21 protein-coding genes and 1 pseudogene are annotated in these 17,238 nt (G+C 49.0%); 2 read left to right on the top strand and 20 right to left on the bottom strand.

The features are described from left to right. The first annotated feature begins 11 nt into the window (after window positions 1-11). Complete coding sequence (locus BSZ32_RS11165; protein ID WP_105043484.1) at window positions 12-2,468, top strand: U32 family peptidase; 2,457 nt, start codon at window positions 12-14, stop codon at window positions 2,466-2,468. A gap of 791 nt (window positions 2,469-3,259) precedes the next feature. Here BSZ32_RS11165 and BSZ32_RS11160 read toward each other — a convergent pair. Further along, window positions 3,260-4,045 carry a helix-turn-helix transcriptional regulator gene (locus BSZ32_RS11160; RefSeq protein WP_165788796.1) on the bottom strand — a complete coding sequence of 262 codons (786 nt, stop codon included), beginning with the start codon at window positions 4,043-4,045 and terminating at the stop codon, window positions 3,260-3,262. Between the two features lie 189 nt (window positions 4,046-4,234). On the opposite strand from BSZ32_RS11160, the gene truA reads away from it, so the two are divergent. Further along, window positions 4,235-4,999, top strand: coding sequence for a tRNA pseudouridine(38-40) synthase TruA (truA, locus tag BSZ32_RS11155; protein WP_105043482.1), 765 nt, complete (start codon window positions 4,235-4,237; stop codon window positions 4,997-4,999). Here the strand turns inward: truA and BSZ32_RS11150 are convergent. From BSZ32_RS11150 to BSZ32_RS11060, 19 genes and pseudogenes are all read right to left on the bottom strand, one after another. After that, complete coding sequence (locus BSZ32_RS11150) at window positions 4,984-5,430, bottom strand: GAF domain-containing protein (RefSeq protein WP_206018822.1); 447 nt, start codon at window positions 5,428-5,430, stop codon at window positions 4,984-4,986. The genes truA and BSZ32_RS11150 overlap by 16 nt on opposite strands. A 162-nt stretch (window positions 5,431-5,592) precedes the next feature. Next, a complete protein-coding gene (gene rplX / locus BSZ32_RS11145; RefSeq protein WP_105043480.1) occupies window positions 5,593-5,814 on the bottom strand; it encodes a 50S ribosomal protein L24 in 222 nt (73 codons plus the stop codon). Between the two features lie 20 nt (window positions 5,815-5,834). Then, window positions 5,835-6,200 (bottom strand): 50S ribosomal protein L14, encoded by a 366-nt coding sequence (gene rplN, locus BSZ32_RS11140; protein ID WP_105043479.1) that lies wholly within the window; start codon window positions 6,198-6,200, stop codon window positions 5,835-5,837. A gap of 76 nt (window positions 6,201-6,276) precedes the next feature. Continuing rightward, a complete protein-coding gene (gene rpsQ / locus BSZ32_RS11135; protein WP_105043478.1) occupies window positions 6,277-6,543 on the bottom strand; it encodes a 30S ribosomal protein S17 in 267 nt (88 codons plus the stop codon). A 20-nt stretch (window positions 6,544-6,563) separates the two neighbouring features. Further along, the gene (gene rpmC / locus BSZ32_RS11130; protein WP_105043477.1) at window positions 6,564-6,770 is read right to left on the bottom strand and encodes a 50S ribosomal protein L29; all 207 of its coding nucleotides are present in this window, start codon (window positions 6,768-6,770) and stop codon (window positions 6,564-6,566) included. Between the two features lie 34 nt (window positions 6,771-6,804). Further along, window positions 6,805-7,227 (bottom strand): 50S ribosomal protein L16, encoded by a 423-nt coding sequence (gene rplP / locus BSZ32_RS11125; protein WP_165788795.1) that lies wholly within the window; start codon window positions 7,225-7,227, stop codon window positions 6,805-6,807. Window positions 7,228-7,264: 37 nt separating this feature from the next. Then, a complete protein-coding gene (gene rpsC / locus BSZ32_RS11120) occupies window positions 7,265-7,978 on the bottom strand; it encodes a 30S ribosomal protein S3 (RefSeq protein ID WP_105043475.1) in 714 nt (237 codons plus the stop codon). Window positions 7,979-7,995: 17 nt separating this feature from the next. Then, window positions 7,996-8,349, bottom strand: a complete 354-nt coding sequence (rplV, locus tag BSZ32_RS11115) for a 50S ribosomal protein L22 (RefSeq protein WP_105043474.1) — start codon at window positions 8,347-8,349, stop codon at window positions 7,996-7,998. 32 nt (window positions 8,350-8,381) lie between these two features. After that, the gene (locus tag BSZ32_RS11110; protein WP_105043473.1) at window positions 8,382-9,107 is read right to left on the bottom strand and encodes a hypothetical protein; all 726 of its coding nucleotides are present in this window, start codon (window positions 9,105-9,107) and stop codon (window positions 8,382-8,384) included. 25 nt (window positions 9,108-9,132) lie between these two features. Continuing rightward, window positions 9,133-9,402, bottom strand: a complete 270-nt coding sequence (gene rpsS / locus BSZ32_RS11105; RefSeq protein ID WP_105043472.1) for a 30S ribosomal protein S19 — start codon at window positions 9,400-9,402, stop codon at window positions 9,133-9,135. Between the two features lie 25 nt (window positions 9,403-9,427). Further along, complete coding sequence (rplB, locus tag BSZ32_RS11100) at window positions 9,428-10,261, bottom strand: 50S ribosomal protein L2 (protein WP_105043471.1); 834 nt, start codon at window positions 10,259-10,261, stop codon at window positions 9,428-9,430. A 63-nt stretch (window positions 10,262-10,324) separates the two neighbouring features. Continuing rightward, on the bottom strand, window positions 10,325-10,609 hold the full coding sequence (gene rplW, locus BSZ32_RS11095) for a 50S ribosomal protein L23 (RefSeq protein ID WP_105043470.1): 285 nt from the start codon (window positions 10,607-10,609) through the stop codon (window positions 10,325-10,327). Between the two features lie 22 nt (window positions 10,610-10,631). Then, window positions 10,632-11,240, bottom strand: coding sequence for a 50S ribosomal protein L4 (gene rplD / locus BSZ32_RS11090; protein ID WP_105043469.1), 609 nt, complete (start codon window positions 11,238-11,240; stop codon window positions 10,632-10,634). A 27-nt stretch (window positions 11,241-11,267) separates the two neighbouring features. Then, a complete protein-coding gene (rplC, locus tag BSZ32_RS11085) occupies window positions 11,268-11,915 on the bottom strand; it encodes a 50S ribosomal protein L3 (RefSeq protein ID WP_105043468.1) in 648 nt (215 codons plus the stop codon). 28 nt (window positions 11,916-11,943) lie between these two features. Continuing rightward, entirely contained in the window at window positions 11,944-12,252 is a 309-nt protein-coding gene (gene rpsJ / locus BSZ32_RS11080; protein ID WP_105043467.1) for a 30S ribosomal protein S10, read from the bottom strand. A gap of 42 nt (window positions 12,253-12,294) precedes the next feature. Further along, window positions 12,295-14,438 (bottom strand): annotated as a pseudogene (gene fusA, locus BSZ32_RS11075) (elongation factor G). 39 nt (window positions 14,439-14,477) lie between these two features. Beyond that, window positions 14,478-14,951: a 30S ribosomal protein S7 gene (rpsG, locus tag BSZ32_RS11070; protein ID WP_105043466.1), complete on the bottom strand. Its 474-nt coding sequence runs from the start codon at window positions 14,949-14,951 to the stop codon at window positions 14,478-14,480. Between the two features lie 45 nt (window positions 14,952-14,996). Then, the gene (gene rpsL, locus BSZ32_RS11065; protein ID WP_105043465.1) at window positions 14,997-15,371 is read right to left on the bottom strand and encodes a 30S ribosomal protein S12; all 375 of its coding nucleotides are present in this window, start codon (window positions 15,369-15,371) and stop codon (window positions 14,997-14,999) included. A 287-nt stretch (window positions 15,372-15,658) separates the two neighbouring features. After that, window positions 15,659-17,230 (bottom strand): serine/threonine-protein kinase, encoded by a 1,572-nt coding sequence (locus BSZ32_RS11060; protein ID WP_105043464.1) that lies wholly within the window; start codon window positions 17,228-17,230, stop codon window positions 15,659-15,661. Between the last annotated feature and the right edge of the window lie 8 nt (window positions 17,231-17,238).

Genomic DNA, 17,238 nt, shown 5'->3' with positions numbered 1-17,238 from the left:
CTTCTAGAACCATGAACAACGACCGCACACCCGAACTTCTCTCACCCGCAGGTAACTGGGACTGTGCCCGCGCAGCTGTTGCTAATGGAGCTGACGCCATCTTCTTTGGTCTCTCTAGGTTCAACGCCCGCCTTCGCGCAGACAACTTCACTGACGAAGACCTGCCCGAGCTAATGAACTTTCTTCACGCCCACGGAGTCAAAGGCTTCGTGACGATGAACACCCTCATTTTCACCTCTGAGCTGGAAGATGCCGAAGTCCAGCTACGTTTGCTCGAGCGCTCTGGAGTCGACGCCATTATCGTCCAAGACCTCGGGCTCGCTATGCTCTGTCGCGCCGTGGCTCCCTCCATCGAGATCCACGCCTCGACCCAGATGACCATCACCTCGCCTGAAGGACTGGAGTTCATCGATTCACTTTACAAACTTGACCGAGCTGTGCTCTCGCGTGAACTTTCACTGGTGGAGATCAATAAGTTCAACCCCAGCGAATGCGTCCCGCTCGAAGTTTTCGTCCATGGAGCACTCTGCGTCGCCTACTCTGGCCAGTGCCTGACCTCCGAATCTCTCGGCCAACGCTCCGCCAACCGTGGTGAGTGCGCTCAGGCATGCCGTATGCCCTACGAACTCGTAATTGATGGAGAAATTCAGGACATGGGAGAAAAACGCTACCTCCTTTCCCCACAAGACCTCGCAGCAGTCGACCTCGTCCCCGACCTCGTCAACCAAGGCGTGGTCTCCTACAAGATCGAAGGTCGCCTCAAGACTCCTGAATATGTGGCGGCCGTGACCCGAGTCTACCGCAAAGCTATCGATGATGCCGTGGCCCAGCGCGATTCCACCATCACCGACCATGAACGCTACGCGATGGAAATGACCTTCTCCCGCGGCCTCTCCACTGGCTGGCTCGCTGGCACAGATCATCCGTATTTGACCCACGGTAAATACGGCAAAAAACGAGGTATCCGCGTCGGCACCGTCGAGAACTGTGGCCCTGGCTGGATCGTCTTTAACCAAGAAGGCAATGTCGGACTCAAAGCTGGCGATGGCATCGTCTTTGACGCGGGTGAGAACCGTGACCTCGAACAAGGCTCACGCATCTGGACAGTCGAGGGCACCGTCCTCAACTTCAGCAACAAGCATTGCAGAATCAACTGGGACCGGATCAGACCTGGGATCGAAATTTATAAAACTGACGACCCAAAGCTCAATTCCGAAGTGAAAGCACTTTGGAAAAATGCCAAACTCGAACCCGTCAAAAGCGGTCTCAAAATCACAGTCACCGGATCTGAGGGAACCCCTCTCAGCCTCGAGAGCAACGGACTCACAGCCTCCACATCAGAGCTTCTCCAGTCAGCAGAAAACCGCCCACTCACAACCGATTCACTCACAGCTCAACTCGGCAGACTAGGCAACACAGCCTACTCATTAGGAAGTATAGATAACAAACTCGAAGATGGTCTAATCATTCCAGTTTCAGCCCTCAACCGCACAAGAAGAGCACTTGTCGAAAAGCTCGACCAACACGCGGAAGCCCAGCCGATAATCGATAAAGCGATCTCCAAGCTCACCCTCTCAGACATCATGCCAACAAAGCCTGAGTCTGAGCCAGCACCTGCAGAACTTTCAACACTCGCCCGCCACCCCCACCAGATCGAAGCAGCACTAGAAGCCGGGATAAACCGAATCTACGCCGACTTTGAAGACATCCGCCGCTACAAAGAAGCTGTCGAAATCGTCCGCAGCGCCGGCGGTGACGCCACGATCCACCTCGCCACTCCACGGATTCAAAAGCCGCAAGAAACAGGCTATTTTAAATTCATAGACAAAGCTGAGCCAGATGGTGTTTTAATCCGCAACCTCGGAGCCGTAAGGTATTTCGAAGACCATGATGGGCTTTACCGCACTGGCGATTTCTCACTCAACTGCGCCAACCCAGCGACCGCTAAAATTCTTAAAGAGCGAGCCTCACTCGATCACCTCACTCTCTCCTACGATCTCAATGTCCAGCAACTCATAGATATGCTCGACCAAGCTCCGAGCGAGTGGTTCGAGCTCACCCTGCACCAACACATGCCCATGTTCCATATGGAGCACTGTGTGTTCTGCACCTTCATGAGCACGGGTACCAGCTATAAGGACTGCGGTCGTCCATGCGAAAAACATAAGGTCCAATTGCGCGACCGCGTAGGCCAACTCCACACCTTAGCCGCCGATGTCGGCTGCCGTAACACCCTCTTCAACGGACGCGCTCAAACGGGCGCCCGGTTCTATGATGAAGTCCGCGCCACCGGCCTCAGCCGCTACCGTATCGACTTCCTCGACGAGGACAAGGAATCCACCCTCCTCACACTCCAAGCCTACCAGCAACTCATCGAGAAGAAAACCGATGGCCACATGCTCTGGCAAGACCTCGGTATCATGGAGAAACTCGGCGTCACTGAAGGCACACTTGAGGTTAAATCCTAAAATAAAACCAGCTCTAGCAGTTTCCTACTAGAACTGGCTTTTGCACAAGTGGTTAGAGAGAACCTCTAACTTCTAACCACGAACTATTAGAATAGGGCCCAAATTGTTCGGATGGCAATCAGCCCAATTGACACCCATATGAAGATACCAGATCTAAAGCATTCTTGCTTTTGATTTGATTCATCGGAAAAGAGTTCGGCATAGGTGTGATCTAGGGGTTGCTTCTTCTTTTGTTTTTCTGTGGTAGATCTCATTTTTTAGAAGAGTGCTATTGGATGGATTGAGAGAAACATTGAAGTGAAACAAATAATGCTAGCAGCCCCCCTCATACATTGTTGGTAAATTTTATTAGTGAGCGGCAACAATAATCAGAGTAACAAAAACACGATGATCGAGCTCATCGTAATGGCTAACACGACACGTGAGGCTGCGGGTAACTGTTGTCGGTATCGGTTCTCGTCACTGAGAAATTCAGCTAAACGAGGATCAATGGGCCTGTCTTGATTTTCCTTAGTAGGTGTATTTTTTAACATTGGAGAGGTTGAAGGAAGTAACCTAACTCACGGAGCCAACATTGAAGTTAGCTCCGCAAATTAAGCTTGGATTCGGGGGGGCGAAGTTTCTAGGATGAGTGAGCAAATAGATCACTTCAAAGATATCGACATCTGAAACTAACAAACAACCCAGCACTTCTAGTTTCTACATCAATGAGCTTTGAGGATTACCCTCTGCTAATTTGAAGAATAAACGATAGTATCATTCTGTCTATTCCCCTAATTGGGGGGGGGCATCTAACAATGACCACTAGCACGAGTTGACAGTCCACCAGTGTAGGTATTCCCTACAAGAAACTTGCTCATCAACTGGGCATGTGAACTCACACCAAAATGCCTGTAAATATCTTTAATGTAACCTGCCACAGTGTTTTCTGTAAGTTGCATTTCAAAGACAATTTGCTTACGCCCCAAACCATCTAACATCAGATTAAGTACAACCCTCTGACGAGGATAGAGCTTTGGAGCTTTGGCGCTCATTTCCTGTGACCACCCAGCCGAGTGAAGCCAAGGGATTTCTTTAAAGAGAAGGTGAGCAATCTTAAGCTCCCTACGGCTGAACAGGGCTTCGCCGCTAGCACGATAAACGCCAATAGCGCTCATTGATGATTCATCAACTGGATATCCACTAAGAAAAAGCTCACCAATGTCGGCTTGCTCCATGAGATCAGCAACTTCACTATTACTAAATAAACCAGCCTCATCTAAATCTGTGAGACTATAGGTTGAATGCTTTTTCTGACGAGTCACTTCTGCGATCCACGGCGAGACAATTGTCTCATTATCTGGATGCTCTATGATACTCAATAATTTTGTAAACCTATTCTCATCAAAACCGCCATGCATAATACCCACATAAACTGGCGGATCACCAGGCTCCCCCCAAGTACCCAGCGACCATAACCAAGCATCAGCTCCTATCAGGTCACAAAGCCCATTCATCAGAAAACGCTTTTTATCAGATAATCCACCCTCAACCGCAGCAGTGTTTCCAAGTAGGCGCACTATGGCGCGAGCATCCATGTCAGATATCATATAATGTGGGAGTATGTTGAAGCGAGGAGAGCGACAACGTAAATCTAACACACTAACAGATTCATATAAGATTTGAATTTAGATCCCTGACATCTAAGAATTGTATTTTAGTGTCTCGGTGACATTATTCACTTCACCTTCAGCCCATCGGGTGCCAACTTCTCCACAAAAGAAACCATGCGCCTCAAACTCACAATAGCCTACGACGGGCGCCGGTATTCAGGCTGGGCCACTCAGCCTAGTTCACAAACAGTCCAAGACAAGTTGCAAGCAGCTCTCGCTGCTATTGCCAAACAAGAAGTCAAAATTCAAGGGTCAGGAAGAACGGATACTGGCGTGCATGCTAATGCGCAAATAGCTCATTTTGATAGCCCTGAAGGTATTGATATGAATCCCTACAATTGGGTTCCAGCTCTCAACACCAAACTACCAAAAACTATCCGAGTCATGGATTGCGTCGAAGTCCCTGAAGATTTCCATGCGCGCTTTTCAGCCAAATCGAAAACCTATAGCTATTTCCTAGCTACCAACCCGGTGCTCCACCCCATGCTCAATGGCCGAGCCTGGCATCTCCCTAGATTACTCGACCCAGCTACTCTAGAGCAAGCGCTCCAGCACTACATTGGCACGCACGACTTCAAAGCATTTGCCGCTCTACGTGGCAACGAAACAGCAGAGACAAGCTACACACGCACCATCAACGAAGCCTCACTCACATCGGTCGATGGAGGCTACCTCATCCGCTTCACTGGCAATGGATTTCTCTATAAAATGGTCCGCCTTTTGACGGGAGCTGCAGTACAAGCAGCACAAGGCCGACTCAGACTCGACGACCACCTCAACCTACTTGATCAATCAGCCGATCTCCCCAATGGTAAATCCCCCTACTGCGCTCCAGCTGATGGGCTCACACTCAGCTCAGTAAGCTACGAGACGACATAGCAAGTTCGCGTCAGCAGATCACAGACCTTAGCTAAGTGGTACTGATCCATAGCATCAAAGTGCGCGAGCTCATCAGAATCGACATCCAGCACAGCTCGCAACTCATCATTTACGTCCACCACTGGTAAGACGATTTCTGATTGGGTCGTAGTTGAACAAGCGATGTGATCCGTGACTGCATTCACATCACTGACTATCTGCACTTGCTTGGTCCTGGCCGCAGCTCCGCAGACGCCGCGGTCAAAACTAATCTTTAAACAACCATGGCCGCCTTGATATGGCCCGACAGTCAACTCTCCTGGTACTGTCACTCGGTAGAATCCCACCCAGTGAAATTCTTCGAACGCATGAAATAACTCACAGGCTGTCGTCGAAAGACAAGCGACCTCATCGCTCACTCCCGCCAACAGCGCCTCGAGACGCTTAAACACATCCTCATATCTTTGCTCCTTACTGCTCACCTGGTGACAACGCCACAGATGCGCTCAATATTCAACGAAAACCCAATCCTAGTAAGCTATGGTTCTAGAGCACAAAAAAAGCGGCCTCTGTGAAGAGAGCCGCTTTTTGAAAATCTCGTAGAGAGAGTAGAATTAATCTACTTTCTTAACGTTTGAGATGTGGATTGTACCGTCGATTTCAACGATGCCACCTTCTTGGTTAGCTTCGGAGGGCTTGATAGCCTTCTTGATCTTGCGGACACCTTCAACGATAACGCGCTGCTTAGCTTCATTGATAGAAGTTACAGTGCCAGATTTACCTTTGTGGTTGCCTGCGATGACCTGTACTTTGTCACCCTTTTTTACGTGTGCCATGATAGTTCAGTTCGTTAGAATTAGAGTACCTCTGGAGCGAGGGATACGATTTTCATGAACTGCTTTTCACGGAGTTCACGAGCAACAGGGCCGAAGATACGAGTACCTTTAGGGTTGTTGTCCTTATCAATGATGACTGCAGCATTGCCATCGAAACGAAGCACTGAACCGTCTTTACGACGAACAGGTGCAGCGGTACGAACGATAACACATTTCACAACTGCTCCCTTCTTAATAGTAGAAGTAGGGATAGCTTCACGGACGTGAGCTGTGATGATGTCACCAACGTTAGCAACCTTGGAACGAGTTCCGAGGACACCAATCATTTTTGCGGAACGCGCGCCAGTATTATCAGCGATCGCGAACGAGGATTCCATTTGAATCATATATTTGTAATCAGTTAGATTGTTACAGAGATGGAGGTCGCGCCCCGTTGATGGGACGCCGAATCCTTTGAGTTGATTAGTGGGAGAGAACTTCTGTAAGTTCCCAGCACTTAAGCTTAGAGATAGGCTTTGTCTCGGTGATACGCACCTTGTCGCCAACAGCAGCTTGACCAGTTTCGTCGTGAGCATAGAATTTCTTCGTGCGCTTAACGATTTTCTTGAAACGTGGGTGCGGAACGCGAGCTACGTATTCTACTACGATAGTCTTGTTCATGCTTGTGGAAACAACAACGCCGACGCGGGACTTGCGTAAACCTGGCTTAGTAGTGTTTGATTCGCTCATGTTTTTAATCCTTTGTGGGGTTATTTAGCAGCCTTAGTACGAAGCTCAGTGAGAACAGTGTTCACACGTGCGACTTCGCGACGGATTGCTTTGATGCGGGCGGTATTCTCTAGCTGGCCTGTGGCCTGCTGAAGACGGAGTGTGAGGGCTTCCTGCTTGAGTTCACGGAGACGTGTGCTCAACTCTTGAACGGAAAGCTCGCGGATGTCGTTAATTTGAGTAGACATAGTGTTTATTCTATTTCGCGTTATTTAAGTTCGATTACGAGATAAGCTTGTTACGCTCAACGAAACGAGTACGGAAACCAAGCTTGTTTGAAGCGAGACGAAGGGCTTCCTTCGCATCGGCTTCAGGTACACCTGCGATCTCGAAGATCATCGCACCTGGCTTGATTACTGCAACCCAACGGTCAACAGCGCCTTTACCTTTACCCATACGAGTTTCAGCTGGCTTGGCTGTGACAGATTTGTGAGGGAATACACGGATGTATACTTTTCCCTTACGTTTGAGGAAGCGGTTGATGGAGATACGGCAAGCTTCAATTTGACGGTTACTCATCCATGAGCGACCGAGTGATTGAAGACCGAAGTCACCGAAGCTTACTTCTGTTCCACGCTGTGCATTACCACCGCGGTTTCCACGCTGAGTCTTACGGAACTTCGTCCGTTTTGGCATTAATGGCATAATTCTTTATTCCTAATTGTTATAAGTTATATAGAGATTAGCCCTGACGACGCTCGCGGCGGTCACCACCTGGACGGCGACCACGACCACCACGATCATTGCGGTTATTGCCACCAGCTGTTAGCTTTTCTTCCTTCTTGTTGACCCATACTTTGACACCGATGATGCCGTATGTTGTTGCTGCTTCAGCGAAACCGTAGTCGATTGGAACACGGAGAGTTTGAAGAGGCACTTTGCCTTCGCGGTACCACTCAGCACGTGCGATGTCAGCACCACCTAGACGACCTGCGCAGCGAACACGGATGCCCTCGGCACCGAATTCCATTGCAGTCTGGAGTGAGCGTTTCATTGCGCGGCGGAAAGCGATACGACGCTCAAGCTGAACGGCGATGTTTTCTGCGACAAGCTGTGCGTCGAGCTCTGGCTTGCGAATCTCGATGATGTCGATCTTCACCTGGCAGCCACCACAAATCTTTGTGATGTCTGAAGTCATTTTCTCGATCTCTGAACCCTTACGTCCGATCACAAGACCTGGACGTGATGTGTGCATAGTTACACGAACACTGTTCCATGCACGCTCGATAGTGACGCGTGAAAGAGCAGCGAACTGAAGACGACCCTTGATATACTTACGTATCTTGAGGTCTTCGTGGAGCTTGTCTGAGTAGTCTTTACCCTTGGCATACCACTTCGAACGCCAGTCTTTACTAACTGCGAGGCGGAATGCGATCGGATTTACTTTTTGTCCCATAATATTGGTTCTTTAAGTTATTTAGTAGATTCAGCCTCTGCTTTTGGAGCAAGGGTAATGAAGATGTGACTTGTGCGTTTACGGATAGCACCTGCGGAGCCGCGGGCACGTGGTTTGAAACGCTTGAATGTTGGGCCTTCACCGACTGTCGCTTCTTTTACGATGAGTTCATCTGCATCGAGTTCGAAGTTATTTTCTGCGTTAGCAATGGCGGACTTCAGTGTCTTAGCAATGAGAGCGGCTGATTTCTTTGGTGTAAAGTTCAGTGCGTCAAGTGCGGAGGACACAGGAAGACCCTGGATTTCGCGGGCCACGTCGCGGGCCTTCTTAGCGGAGACGCGAGCGTATTTGTATGTTGATTTTACTTCCATGGATTTGTTTCCGTTGGATGATTGATTCCTGATTATTTAATCGTTTTGATTGATGCGATGTCGCCTAGGCGAACCGCGCTTTTTGTGTCTTCGAGTGTCACTACAAGGGCGCCAGATATATCTGGACGAACCCGAGCAATGATAGCTTCAGCTATTTGGCCGTTACCGCGTAGGATACGGAACATCATGCCGATGCGCACTTGCTGCTTTCCCCCTGCATTCAGTACCAGCAAGCCGGATTGGCTATCGATACTGATGATTTTAGCTTCCTGAAGGGAGCCAAAATCTACTTGGGGACGCGGCTTGTGCCTTATTCCGAGCTCAACGTCAAGTCCTCTGATAGCAGATTCTACATTTAGTCTTGCTTCGGCGTCAGCTGCAAAGGCGGTCTTGAGGTATTCACGCACCTGGTTGGTGAGCTTCAGTGCTGCTGTTTCCAGCTTGCTGTTGCGATCCTCGAGAACCTTGCGGTTGGCCACCGCCTGCTTGAGTCGTTCATCATCTATCCCTAGTGGGTAGGTTCCGAGCGCTTCAAGATCTAAGCGGATTGCATCTAACTCTCTGTTGGCTACTTCTTCTTGCTTATTAGCATGCGCAAGAGCCTTGGAGAGCGTCTGGTTATGTTGTTGAAGACTGGCAACTTTCGCTTCCAGTCTTAATAGGCGAGCATCTCGATTTTCATTTTGTTGCGCGCTACCCACACCAGCAGTCAGGAGTGAAGCCCCTGTGATTGCTGGTAGTAATTGAGAAACGCGCATAAAATGAAATCAGACGATCTAAGAATTACTTCTTACCGATTCCTCCGTGAGCTTTGAAGATTCGGGTTGGTGCGAATTCACCGAGCTTGTGTCCAACCATGTTCTCAGTAACGTAGACGGCAACAAATGTTTTGCCGTTGTGTACTGCGAAGTTGTGGCCCACGAAGTCAGGTGTAATCATTGAACGGCGGCTCCATGTTTTGATAGGCTTTTTGTTACCGCTTTCAACAGCAGCATCTACCTTATCAAGAAGCTTTTGGTCCACGAATGGTCCTTTTTTGAGTGATCTTGGCATAATGTTAAATGGTTATAAGATTAAGTTACTTAGTGCGAGGTGACACAATGAGCTTGTCGCTGTGCTTGATCTTCTTACGAGTCTTCTGACCCTTAACATGGCCCCAAGGAGACTTGAGGTGCTGACGACCACCACCAGATTTTGACTTACCTTCACCACCACCGTTAGGGTGGTCGACAGGGTTCATACACATACCACGAACTGTTGGGCGCTTGCCCTGCCAACGTGAACGACCAGCTTTACCTGAGACTTCGTTCATGTGATCGCGGTTACCGACCTGACCAATGGTGCAGATGCAGTTATGGTTGAACTTACGGATTTCTCCGGAAGGCATCTTCACGAGTGCGTACTCTTCTGAGCGGTTAGAAAGGATTGCTTCCTGACCAGCGGAACGAGCAACCTTGCCACCTGAACCCGGAGTGAGCTCGATGTTATGGATGCTTGTACCGAGAGGTACGTTACTGAGGATTGTTGCGTTACCTACCTTAGGTGCAACATCTGGGCCGGATACTACTGTAGCGCCAACTTCAAGACCAACTGGAGCTAGGATATAGCTCTTCTGTCCATCAGTGTACTCAATCAGTGCTATACGGCATGTACGGTTAGGATCATACTCGATCGCTACGACTGTTGCTGACACGCCGAAGTTACGACGCTTGAAGTCAACAAGACGGTACTTACGTTTGTGACCACCACCGATGTGTCGACAAGTGATACGACCGCGGTTGTTACGGCCACCAGTTCTCGGGAGAGGCTGCGTGAGCGACTTCTCAGGTTTTGATTTTGTGATCTCTTCGAATCCCGGTAAAACCTTATAACGGTTTGAAGGGGTGAAGGGTCTAAATGTTTTTAAAGGCATAATGCGCTATTAGTTTCGAATGAATTTCGTTTTTCAGCGTTAATAATTGTTCGATCTCGGTGCTTAGATGAGATCAAGTGTGTCACCTTCTTTGAGGCGTACGATAGCTTTCTTCCAGTTAGCGGTGCGTCCTGCATCGCTACGGCGTTGGCGTTTCAACTTACCTGCATAGTTGCAGGTGCGTACAGCTTCAACCTTCTTACCGAAGAGTTGCTCTACTGCACGTTTGATTTCGAGTTTGTTCGCACGGCGATCAACTTTGAACACGTATTCGTTGTTCTGCTCCGCAAGGAGTGTTGCTTTTTCGCTGAGAAGAACAGTGTCGATTACATTGTAGATATCTTTCATCGTTTTCTTTTCGATTAGTGGTTTAAGCAGTACGCTTGGCGATTGCTTCAATTGCGTCCTCAGTGATTACCACTGCGTTCGCGTGAAGGATCTGCTCGATGTTCGCTTCCGCAGAAGTGATGAGCTGAACGATCTTGATGTTACGGGCGGCAAGGTAAGTCTGCTCAGTAAAGCTAGGAGCTATAATGAGAACCTTCTTTGCGTCTGTGATTGAAGCAACAGCTGCGATGAAGGACTTAGTCTTGGCATCAGCAACTTCGAATGCTGGCACAGTGAGAACCTCACCAGCTGCAATCTTAGATGTGAGAACGCGACGAAGAGCGAGCTTACGAACGCTTTTAGTAACTTTCTTAGCGTATGAACGCGGCTTAGGACCGAACGCGACACCACCACCAACGAAGATAGGAGCACCACGATCACCGTGACGTGCGTTACCAGTTCCTTTCTGCTTGTACATCTTCTTACCAGTGCACTTTACTTCGGCACGGGTCTTAGTGTTAGCAGTGCCAGAACGGCGGTTTGCGCGATATGCGATGATGAGGTCGTGTACTGCTTGAGTACCTTTACGTCCCTCAACGAGAGTAATGTTAGCAGATGCTGCATCTGCTGCTGTGAGTGTTTTAGCTGACATTTCAGTTATTCTTTCTAAATTTTAAGATTACTTCTTGTTCGCTTTAACACCTGGACGGACGACAACGTAAGAACCTTTGTGACCTGGTACTGCACCAGAGATAAGGACTACACCGTCTTCTTCACGAACCTGAACGATTTTAAGATTCTGAACAGTGCGACGGTACTGACCGTGACGACCTGGCATCTTCTTGTTCTTCCATACGCGACCTGGCCATGTGCCAGCGCCAATACCACCTGGGCGGCGGTGCATCATGTGACCGTGTGAATCTGGCTGACCTGCGAAGTTATAACGCTTAACAACACCTTGGAAGCCTTTGGCTTTCGTGGTACCGATAAGGTCAACTACTTGGCCAACTTCGAAAAGAGCTGCACCTGGGTGAGCTTCTTCTGTGTTTGGAAGTGCTGAGTCGTCTTCGAAGCGGAATTCCTGAACCAACTTTTTAGCTGTTCCGTTGTGCTTTTTGAAGTGACCTTTAGTTGGTGCGTTGAGGCGACTTTCCTTTTGGTCGTCGAATCCAACCTGAACTGCGGAGTAACCGTCAGTTTCAGATGTCTTCACCTGGAGGAATTCATTGCCTTTAACGTCAACAACTGTGACTGGGATCATGATACCTGCATCCTTATCGAATACACGGGTCATGCCTACTTTTTTACCTAATAGTCCGAGTGACATAGTAATTTTATTTCTACGAGTTTAGGGCTCAGATACGGATTGTGATGTCAACACCAGCGGGAAGATTGAGCTTTTTGAGCTCATCAACTGTGCGTGCTGTTGGATCTATGATATCAAGCAAGCGCTTGTGTGTACGGATTTCGAATTGATCGGCTGACTTTTTGTTCTGGTTAACAGAAGCGTTTACGCTGAATTTTTCAACGTGAGTCGGCAGAGGAATCGGGCCCGCTACTTTTGCGCCTGTGCGCTTGGCAGTTTCTACGATCTCCTGTGCTGAACGATCGATTGCGCGATGGTCATAGGCACGGAGACGGATTCTGATCTTCTGATTAGACATAATGAAGATGTGTTGTTTTTACCTTATTTGTATTTGTTGTTTTCACACGCTTTCGCCGAACTTTTGATCGACGATTGCCTGTGGGACTGGTTCAAAACTAGCCGGCTCCATAGTAAATGAAGCACGGCCAGATGAGATTGTTCTAAGTGCTGTCATATATCCGAACATTTCAGCGAGGGGCACTGTAGCCTTGAGCGTACAGGCTGCACCTTTGCTTTCCATGCCGGAGATTTGACCGCGGCGACGGTTGAGATCACCTAGAATATCGCCTTGATATTCATCTGGTGTAGTTACCTCAACATCCATTACGGGTTCCAAAAGGAGCGAACTCCCCTTTTCCAATGCGTCTCTCATGCGAATATACTCGCCATGTGAAATGCGTTTTCGTTGGAATCAACGTCGTGGGCGTCTCCATCTACTATAATCACGTGTAAGTCAACCACAGGATATCCTGCGATGATTCCATTGATCATGGAATCTTCGATTCCATTGTAGACGGCTTTGATAAATTCTTTGGGAATAACACCACCAGTGACCTTATTATCAATGGTGAGGCCTGTTCCTCTTTCTGCCGGCCTGACTACTAAGTTTACTTTAGCATATTGTCCGGTTCCTCCAGTTTGCTTCTTCAGCAATCCTAATCCTGGGGATTTTTTTGAAATTGTTTCGCGGTAAGCGATTTGCGGGGTACCCGTTCTGGCATCCACTTTAAATTCGCGCTTGAGGCGATCGACGATCACTTCGAGATGAAGTTCACCCATGCCAGCGATGATGCATTGGCCAGTGTCTTCGTCAGTTTTCACTACGAATGTAGGATCTTCTTCCTGAAGGCGCGCGAGGCCGAGCCCCATTTTGTCTTGATCCGCTTTAGTGCGTGGCTCAACAGCCATTGCAATAACCGGCTCAGGAAATGTGGGCGGCTCGAGTAGGATATCGAACTTCTTAGCGCAGAGCGTGTCACCCGTCGTCACATTCTTAATACCGACGAAAGCTGCGATATCACCTGAGTAGCAGGTTTCTATCTCAATATGCTTATCTGCCTGCATCTGGATGAGACGCGAAACGCGCTCCTGTTTACCAGTGCGCGGGTTAAAAACCATATCACCTTTGGAAACGGTTCCTGAGTAAACACGGAAAAAGACAAGCTTGCCTACAAACTTGTCTGCCCACAGCTTGAACGCTAGGGAGCAGAATGGCGCATTGTCGTCAGCGGGTGCTAAAACGACAGCATCCTCATCATCAACTTTTTGACCTTTGGCTGGAACAATATCGACTGGACTCGGTAAGTAGTCGATCACTGCATCCACCAGAAACTGAACACCTTTATTCTTAAAGGCTGATCCACCAGAAACTGGAATAAATTTATTCGCTATCGTCAGACGGCGAATAGCAGACTTGAGCTCTGCATTTGTAATTTCCTCTTCCATGAGGAACTTCTCACCAAGAACATCATCGAGATCAGCTACCACCTCGACAAGTTCTTCACGTGCCGTTTCAGCGGTGAGTTGCAACTCACTATCGAGTTCTTCAATAGTGAATGTGGAACCAATCTTGTCATCATCCGAATAAATGACTGCTTTTTGGTTAACCACATCAATTTGGCCACGAAGACTTTCTTCGGAGCCGATAGGGATTAGGACGGCCGCGGCCGTAGCGCCAAGCTTCTCACGTACTTCATTGAGCACGTTGTCGAAGTCTGCACCAGTGCGGTCCATTTTGTTCACAAATACGATACGAGGTACGTCATACTTATTGGCTTGTCGCCAGACTGTCTCAGTCTGTGGCTGAACGCCTGCGACACCGCAAAATACGACGACCGCGCCATCGAGTACACGAAGAGAGCGCTCCACCTCAGCGGTAAAGTCGACATGACCTGGAGTATCGATGATATTGACACGCTGCTTTTCACCTTGAAAAAGCTTGGTAATACCATCGTTGGGTTTTTGCACCCACTCACAAGTCACCGCTGCTGAGGTGATTGTAATCCCACGTTCACGCTCTTGCTCCATGTGGTCGGTTGTGGCAGCACCATCGTGCACCTCACCGATTTTGTGAATCATGCCTGTGTAGAAGAGAATTCGCTCGGTGAGCGTCGTCTTGCCCGCATCAATATGCGCCGCAATCCCGATGTTGCGCGTTTGCAGCAACGGGTATGGACGGTCTAAAGAATTGAGGTCAGAGGACATTCGGAGCGAATTGTGTTACTTCTACAATGTTTGCTTCAATTAGAAGCGGAAGTGAGCGAATGCACGGTTAGCCTGAGCCATCTTGTGCATGTCGTCGCGCTTGCGCACTGCAGTACCAGTATTGTTGGCTGCGTCTTTTATCTCGTTACCGAGAGCTCTGTGCATTGGTACACCCTTTTTGTTGCGGGCGAATGTTACGAGCCAGCGCATTGCGAGGGACTCGGAACGATCAGGAGCAACTTCGAGAGGAACCTGATAAGTAGCACCACCAACGCGGCGTGACTTAACCTCAACGCGCGGCTTAGCATTTTCGATAGCGCGAGTGATGACCTCAAGAGGGTCAACAGTATCGACACCGTCGTTTGCAGTTTCGATTGCGTTGTATACGATACGCTCAGCGATTGAGCGTTTACCGTCTCTCATTACCTTAGCTATGAGTGTGCCAACGAGTTGGCTGTCGTAACGTGCGTCGCGACGATCTTTTTTTGCGTGAACTTTTCTACGGCGTGCCATAATGAAATTTCAGTTAGTTATTTAAATTGATTAGATTGAAGTGGATTACTTCTTAGGACGCTTAGCACCGTACTTAGAACGGGACTGCTTACGATTTGCGACACCAAGGGTATCAAGAGCACCGCGAACGATGTGGTAACGTACACCTGGAAGATCCTTCACTCGGCCACCGCGAACGAGGACGATTGAGTGCTCCTGAAGGTTGTGACCTTCACCACCGATGTAAGCCATTACTTCCTTACCATTGGTAAGACGTACTTTGGCTACCTTACGGAGAGCTGAGTTAGGCTTCTTTGGCGTGCGTGTCATTACCTGAAGGCAGACACCACGACGCTGTGGGCAGGAGTTGAGAGCACGTGACTTAGACTGCTCTACTGGTTTTTTACGTCCGTAGCGGACGAGCTGATTAATAGTCGGCATTGTTTACTATTTGTTAATTTCTCGATGAAAATGGCTCGAAATACATATTTCAAGACACTTTGTGGGGCGGCGACTCTATTCAGCAAATGCGATCTGGCAAGCCCTATTTTGGGAGATTTTCAGCTAACCTCAAGCCGTCTACAAATTCCCACAACCCGCTGAATTTCACCAAGCTGAATCAGCACACGTCCAAGGTAATTAATAAATCTTAAGCACCTCTGTGCCACCCATAGTAACTACAGGGTCATGGCTACCAAAATATCCATGAATTTATACAAAATAGCTGTTTATTTGAGCTGCATAAGCAACTGACTGAAAAGGACTTGCGAACCATCCACTCCGAGAGCCAGCTTCCCAGCCTCCGCCCGACTCCACTTTCCTTGTATATTTTTCTCCTGAGCATCGAGACTCCAAGCCTCCAAGGTCTGGTCATCAACTCGCGCCACAATCTCCGAATCCGTGACATCAATCACGACATGGTAGACAACTCCCAACTGGAGATTGTGAATTTTTTGCTCAGCCAGCCCACGGGTATGCTTTCCTAACTCTGGAATCTGCATCGAATTAGTTCCGAGGCTGACTGTGAGCAAGCCGATAGAACTCGGCACGATCATTACAACGTCTCCGTCACCTGACACTCGAGTAAAAGCATACTCAATAGTATAGGCACCTGTCGGCCGCTGATTGAGTTGAATTAAAGTAGCTGGCTTATCGTTGGAAATAAGTGTCCCGTCGGCATTCCACCACTGACCATTCCGAGTGGCTGTGACAACATCGAGCCCATCGCACAGATCTACCCACCCTCTAACTTTACGGTCTGTGACAACAGGAAGCTCGGACGTGGCAGTCAGCTCTGAAGCAGCCAACTCATCCGCTGAGGAAGTCTCCAGCTCCCGCATTCCCCTCGCGATAAACATCGCCAAAACCCCCAAGCACGCCACACCAGCCAGCCCTGAATAAATTCCAGAACTAGCATTGCGCACCTTGCGGCCACGGAGTTGTTTATAGATTTTCTTTAACTGCTGGGCCACGCTAGCTGCCGAGGCCGGCCGCTTGTCAGGGTCACGCTGGAGACAACGCATCACCAGCTTCTCCAGCTCTTTCGGTGCTCCAAACTTCCCGAGCGGCTCGAATGCACCTCTCGGCGTTACTCCAGCGATCATTTCGTAGAGCAGCACTCCTACACTATATATATCCGCCCGTTCATCCACGACTCCACCATTGGATTGCTCAGGAGACATGTAGTCGACAGTTCCAATCGCAGTCCCGGTCATCGTCAATGCTGTATTATTATCAGTCGTCGTTTCCTTCGACACTCCGAAGTCCGTCACCTTCACTGAACCATTTTTTCCAAGCAAGACATTGGCAGGCTTGATGTCGCGGTGAATCACCCCAAGCGAGTGCACCGCGGACAAGCCATTGCAGACCTTGACTACTATCCGGATGGATTCCTTCAACTTCAGCCGCTTGCATTCGTAAATGCGCTCCTGCAGATCCTCGCCATTGACATACTCTAACACTAGATAGGGAGTACCATCACTCAGTACATCTCCATCATAAATCCCTAGGACATTTGGATGCTCCAGTTGAGCCATCAAGCGCCCCTCGCGCTTCAACCTCTCAATAAATAAATCTTGCTCGCCACCTCGGGCGGTAAAGACCTTCAGCGCCACCATTCGATCTAAGCCGTGATGCATCGCCTTATAGACGGTTCCCATCCCTCCGCGCCCGAGGACACCCAGGATGTCGAAACCTGGAAGATCTGGGTCAGCCGACGTCCCTACTCCATCGAGCTTCTCAGTCAATGCCCACGCCAGCATCTTCTGCGCATCTAACTTATCTAATAAACTGTCTCCCATCACAAAAA

The sequence above is a fragment of the Rubritalea profundi genome, from assembly GCF_002954445.1.
GTDB lineage: Bacteria > Verrucomicrobiota > Verrucomicrobiia > Verrucomicrobiales > Akkermansiaceae > Rubritalea > Rubritalea profundi.
Note: the sequence above shows the minus strand (reverse complement) of the source record. Positions and strands in the feature narration are given on the sequence as shown.

Coding starts and splice junctions, on each gene's coding strand:
- BSZ32_RS11165 (WP_105043484.1), top strand. CDS start 12: ATGAACAACGACCGCACACCCGAACTTCTCTCACCCGCAGGTAACTGG.
- BSZ32_RS11160 (WP_165788796.1), bottom strand. CDS start 4,045: ATGGATGCTCGCGCCATAGTGCGCCTACTTGGAAACACTGCTGCGGTT.
- truA (WP_105043482.1), top strand. CDS start 4,235: ATGCGCCTCAAACTCACAATAGCCTACGACGGGCGCCGGTATTCAGGC.
- rplX (WP_105043480.1), bottom strand. CDS start 5,814: ATGGCACACGTAAAAAAGGGTGACAAAGTACAGGTCATCGCAGGCAAC.
- rplN (WP_105043479.1), bottom strand. CDS start 6,200: ATGATTCAAATGGAATCCTCGTTCGCGATCGCTGATAATACTGGCGCG.
- rpsQ (WP_105043478.1), bottom strand. CDS start 6,543: ATGAGCGAATCAAACACTACTAAGCCAGGTTTACGCAAGTCCCGCGTC.
- rpmC (WP_105043477.1), bottom strand. CDS start 6,770: ATGTCTACTCAAATTAACGACATCCGCGAGCTTTCCGTTCAAGAGTTG.
- rplP (WP_165788795.1), bottom strand. CDS start 7,227: ATGCCATTAATGCCAAAACGGACGAAGTTCCGTAAGACTCAGCGTGGA.
- rpsC (WP_105043475.1), bottom strand. CDS start 7,978: ATGGGACAAAAAGTAAATCCGATCGCATTCCGCCTCGCAGTTAGTAAA.
- rplV (WP_105043474.1), bottom strand. CDS start 8,349: ATGGAAGTAAAATCAACATACAAATACGCTCGCGTCTCCGCTAAGAAG.
- BSZ32_RS11110 (WP_105043473.1), bottom strand. CDS start 9,107: ATGCGCGTTTCTCAATTACTACCAGCAATCACAGGGGCTTCACTCCTG.
- rpsS (WP_105043472.1), bottom strand. CDS start 9,402: ATGCCAAGATCACTCAAAAAAGGACCATTCGTGGACCAAAAGCTTCTT.
- rplB (WP_105043471.1), bottom strand. CDS start 10,261: ATGCCTTTAAAAACATTTAGACCCTTCACCCCTTCAAACCGTTATAAG.
- rplW (WP_105043470.1), bottom strand. CDS start 10,609: ATGAAAGATATCTACAATGTAATCGACACTGTTCTTCTCAGCGAAAAA.
- rplD (WP_105043469.1), bottom strand. CDS start 11,240: ATGTCAGCTAAAACACTCACAGCAGCAGATGCAGCATCTGCTAACATT.
- rplC (WP_105043468.1), bottom strand. CDS start 11,915: ATGTCACTCGGACTATTAGGTAAAAAAGTAGGCATGACCCGTGTATTC.
- rpsJ (WP_105043467.1), bottom strand. CDS start 12,252: ATGTCTAATCAGAAGATCAGAATCCGTCTCCGTGCCTATGACCATCGC.
- rpsG (WP_105043466.1), bottom strand. CDS start 14,951: ATGGCACGCCGTAGAAAAGTTCACGCAAAAAAAGATCGTCGCGACGCA.
- rpsL (WP_105043465.1), bottom strand. CDS start 15,371: ATGCCGACTATTAATCAGCTCGTCCGCTACGGACGTAAAAAACCAGTA.
- BSZ32_RS11060 (WP_105043464.1), bottom strand. CDS start 17,230: ATGGGAGACAGTTTATTAGATAAGTTAGATGCGCAGAAGATGCTGGCG.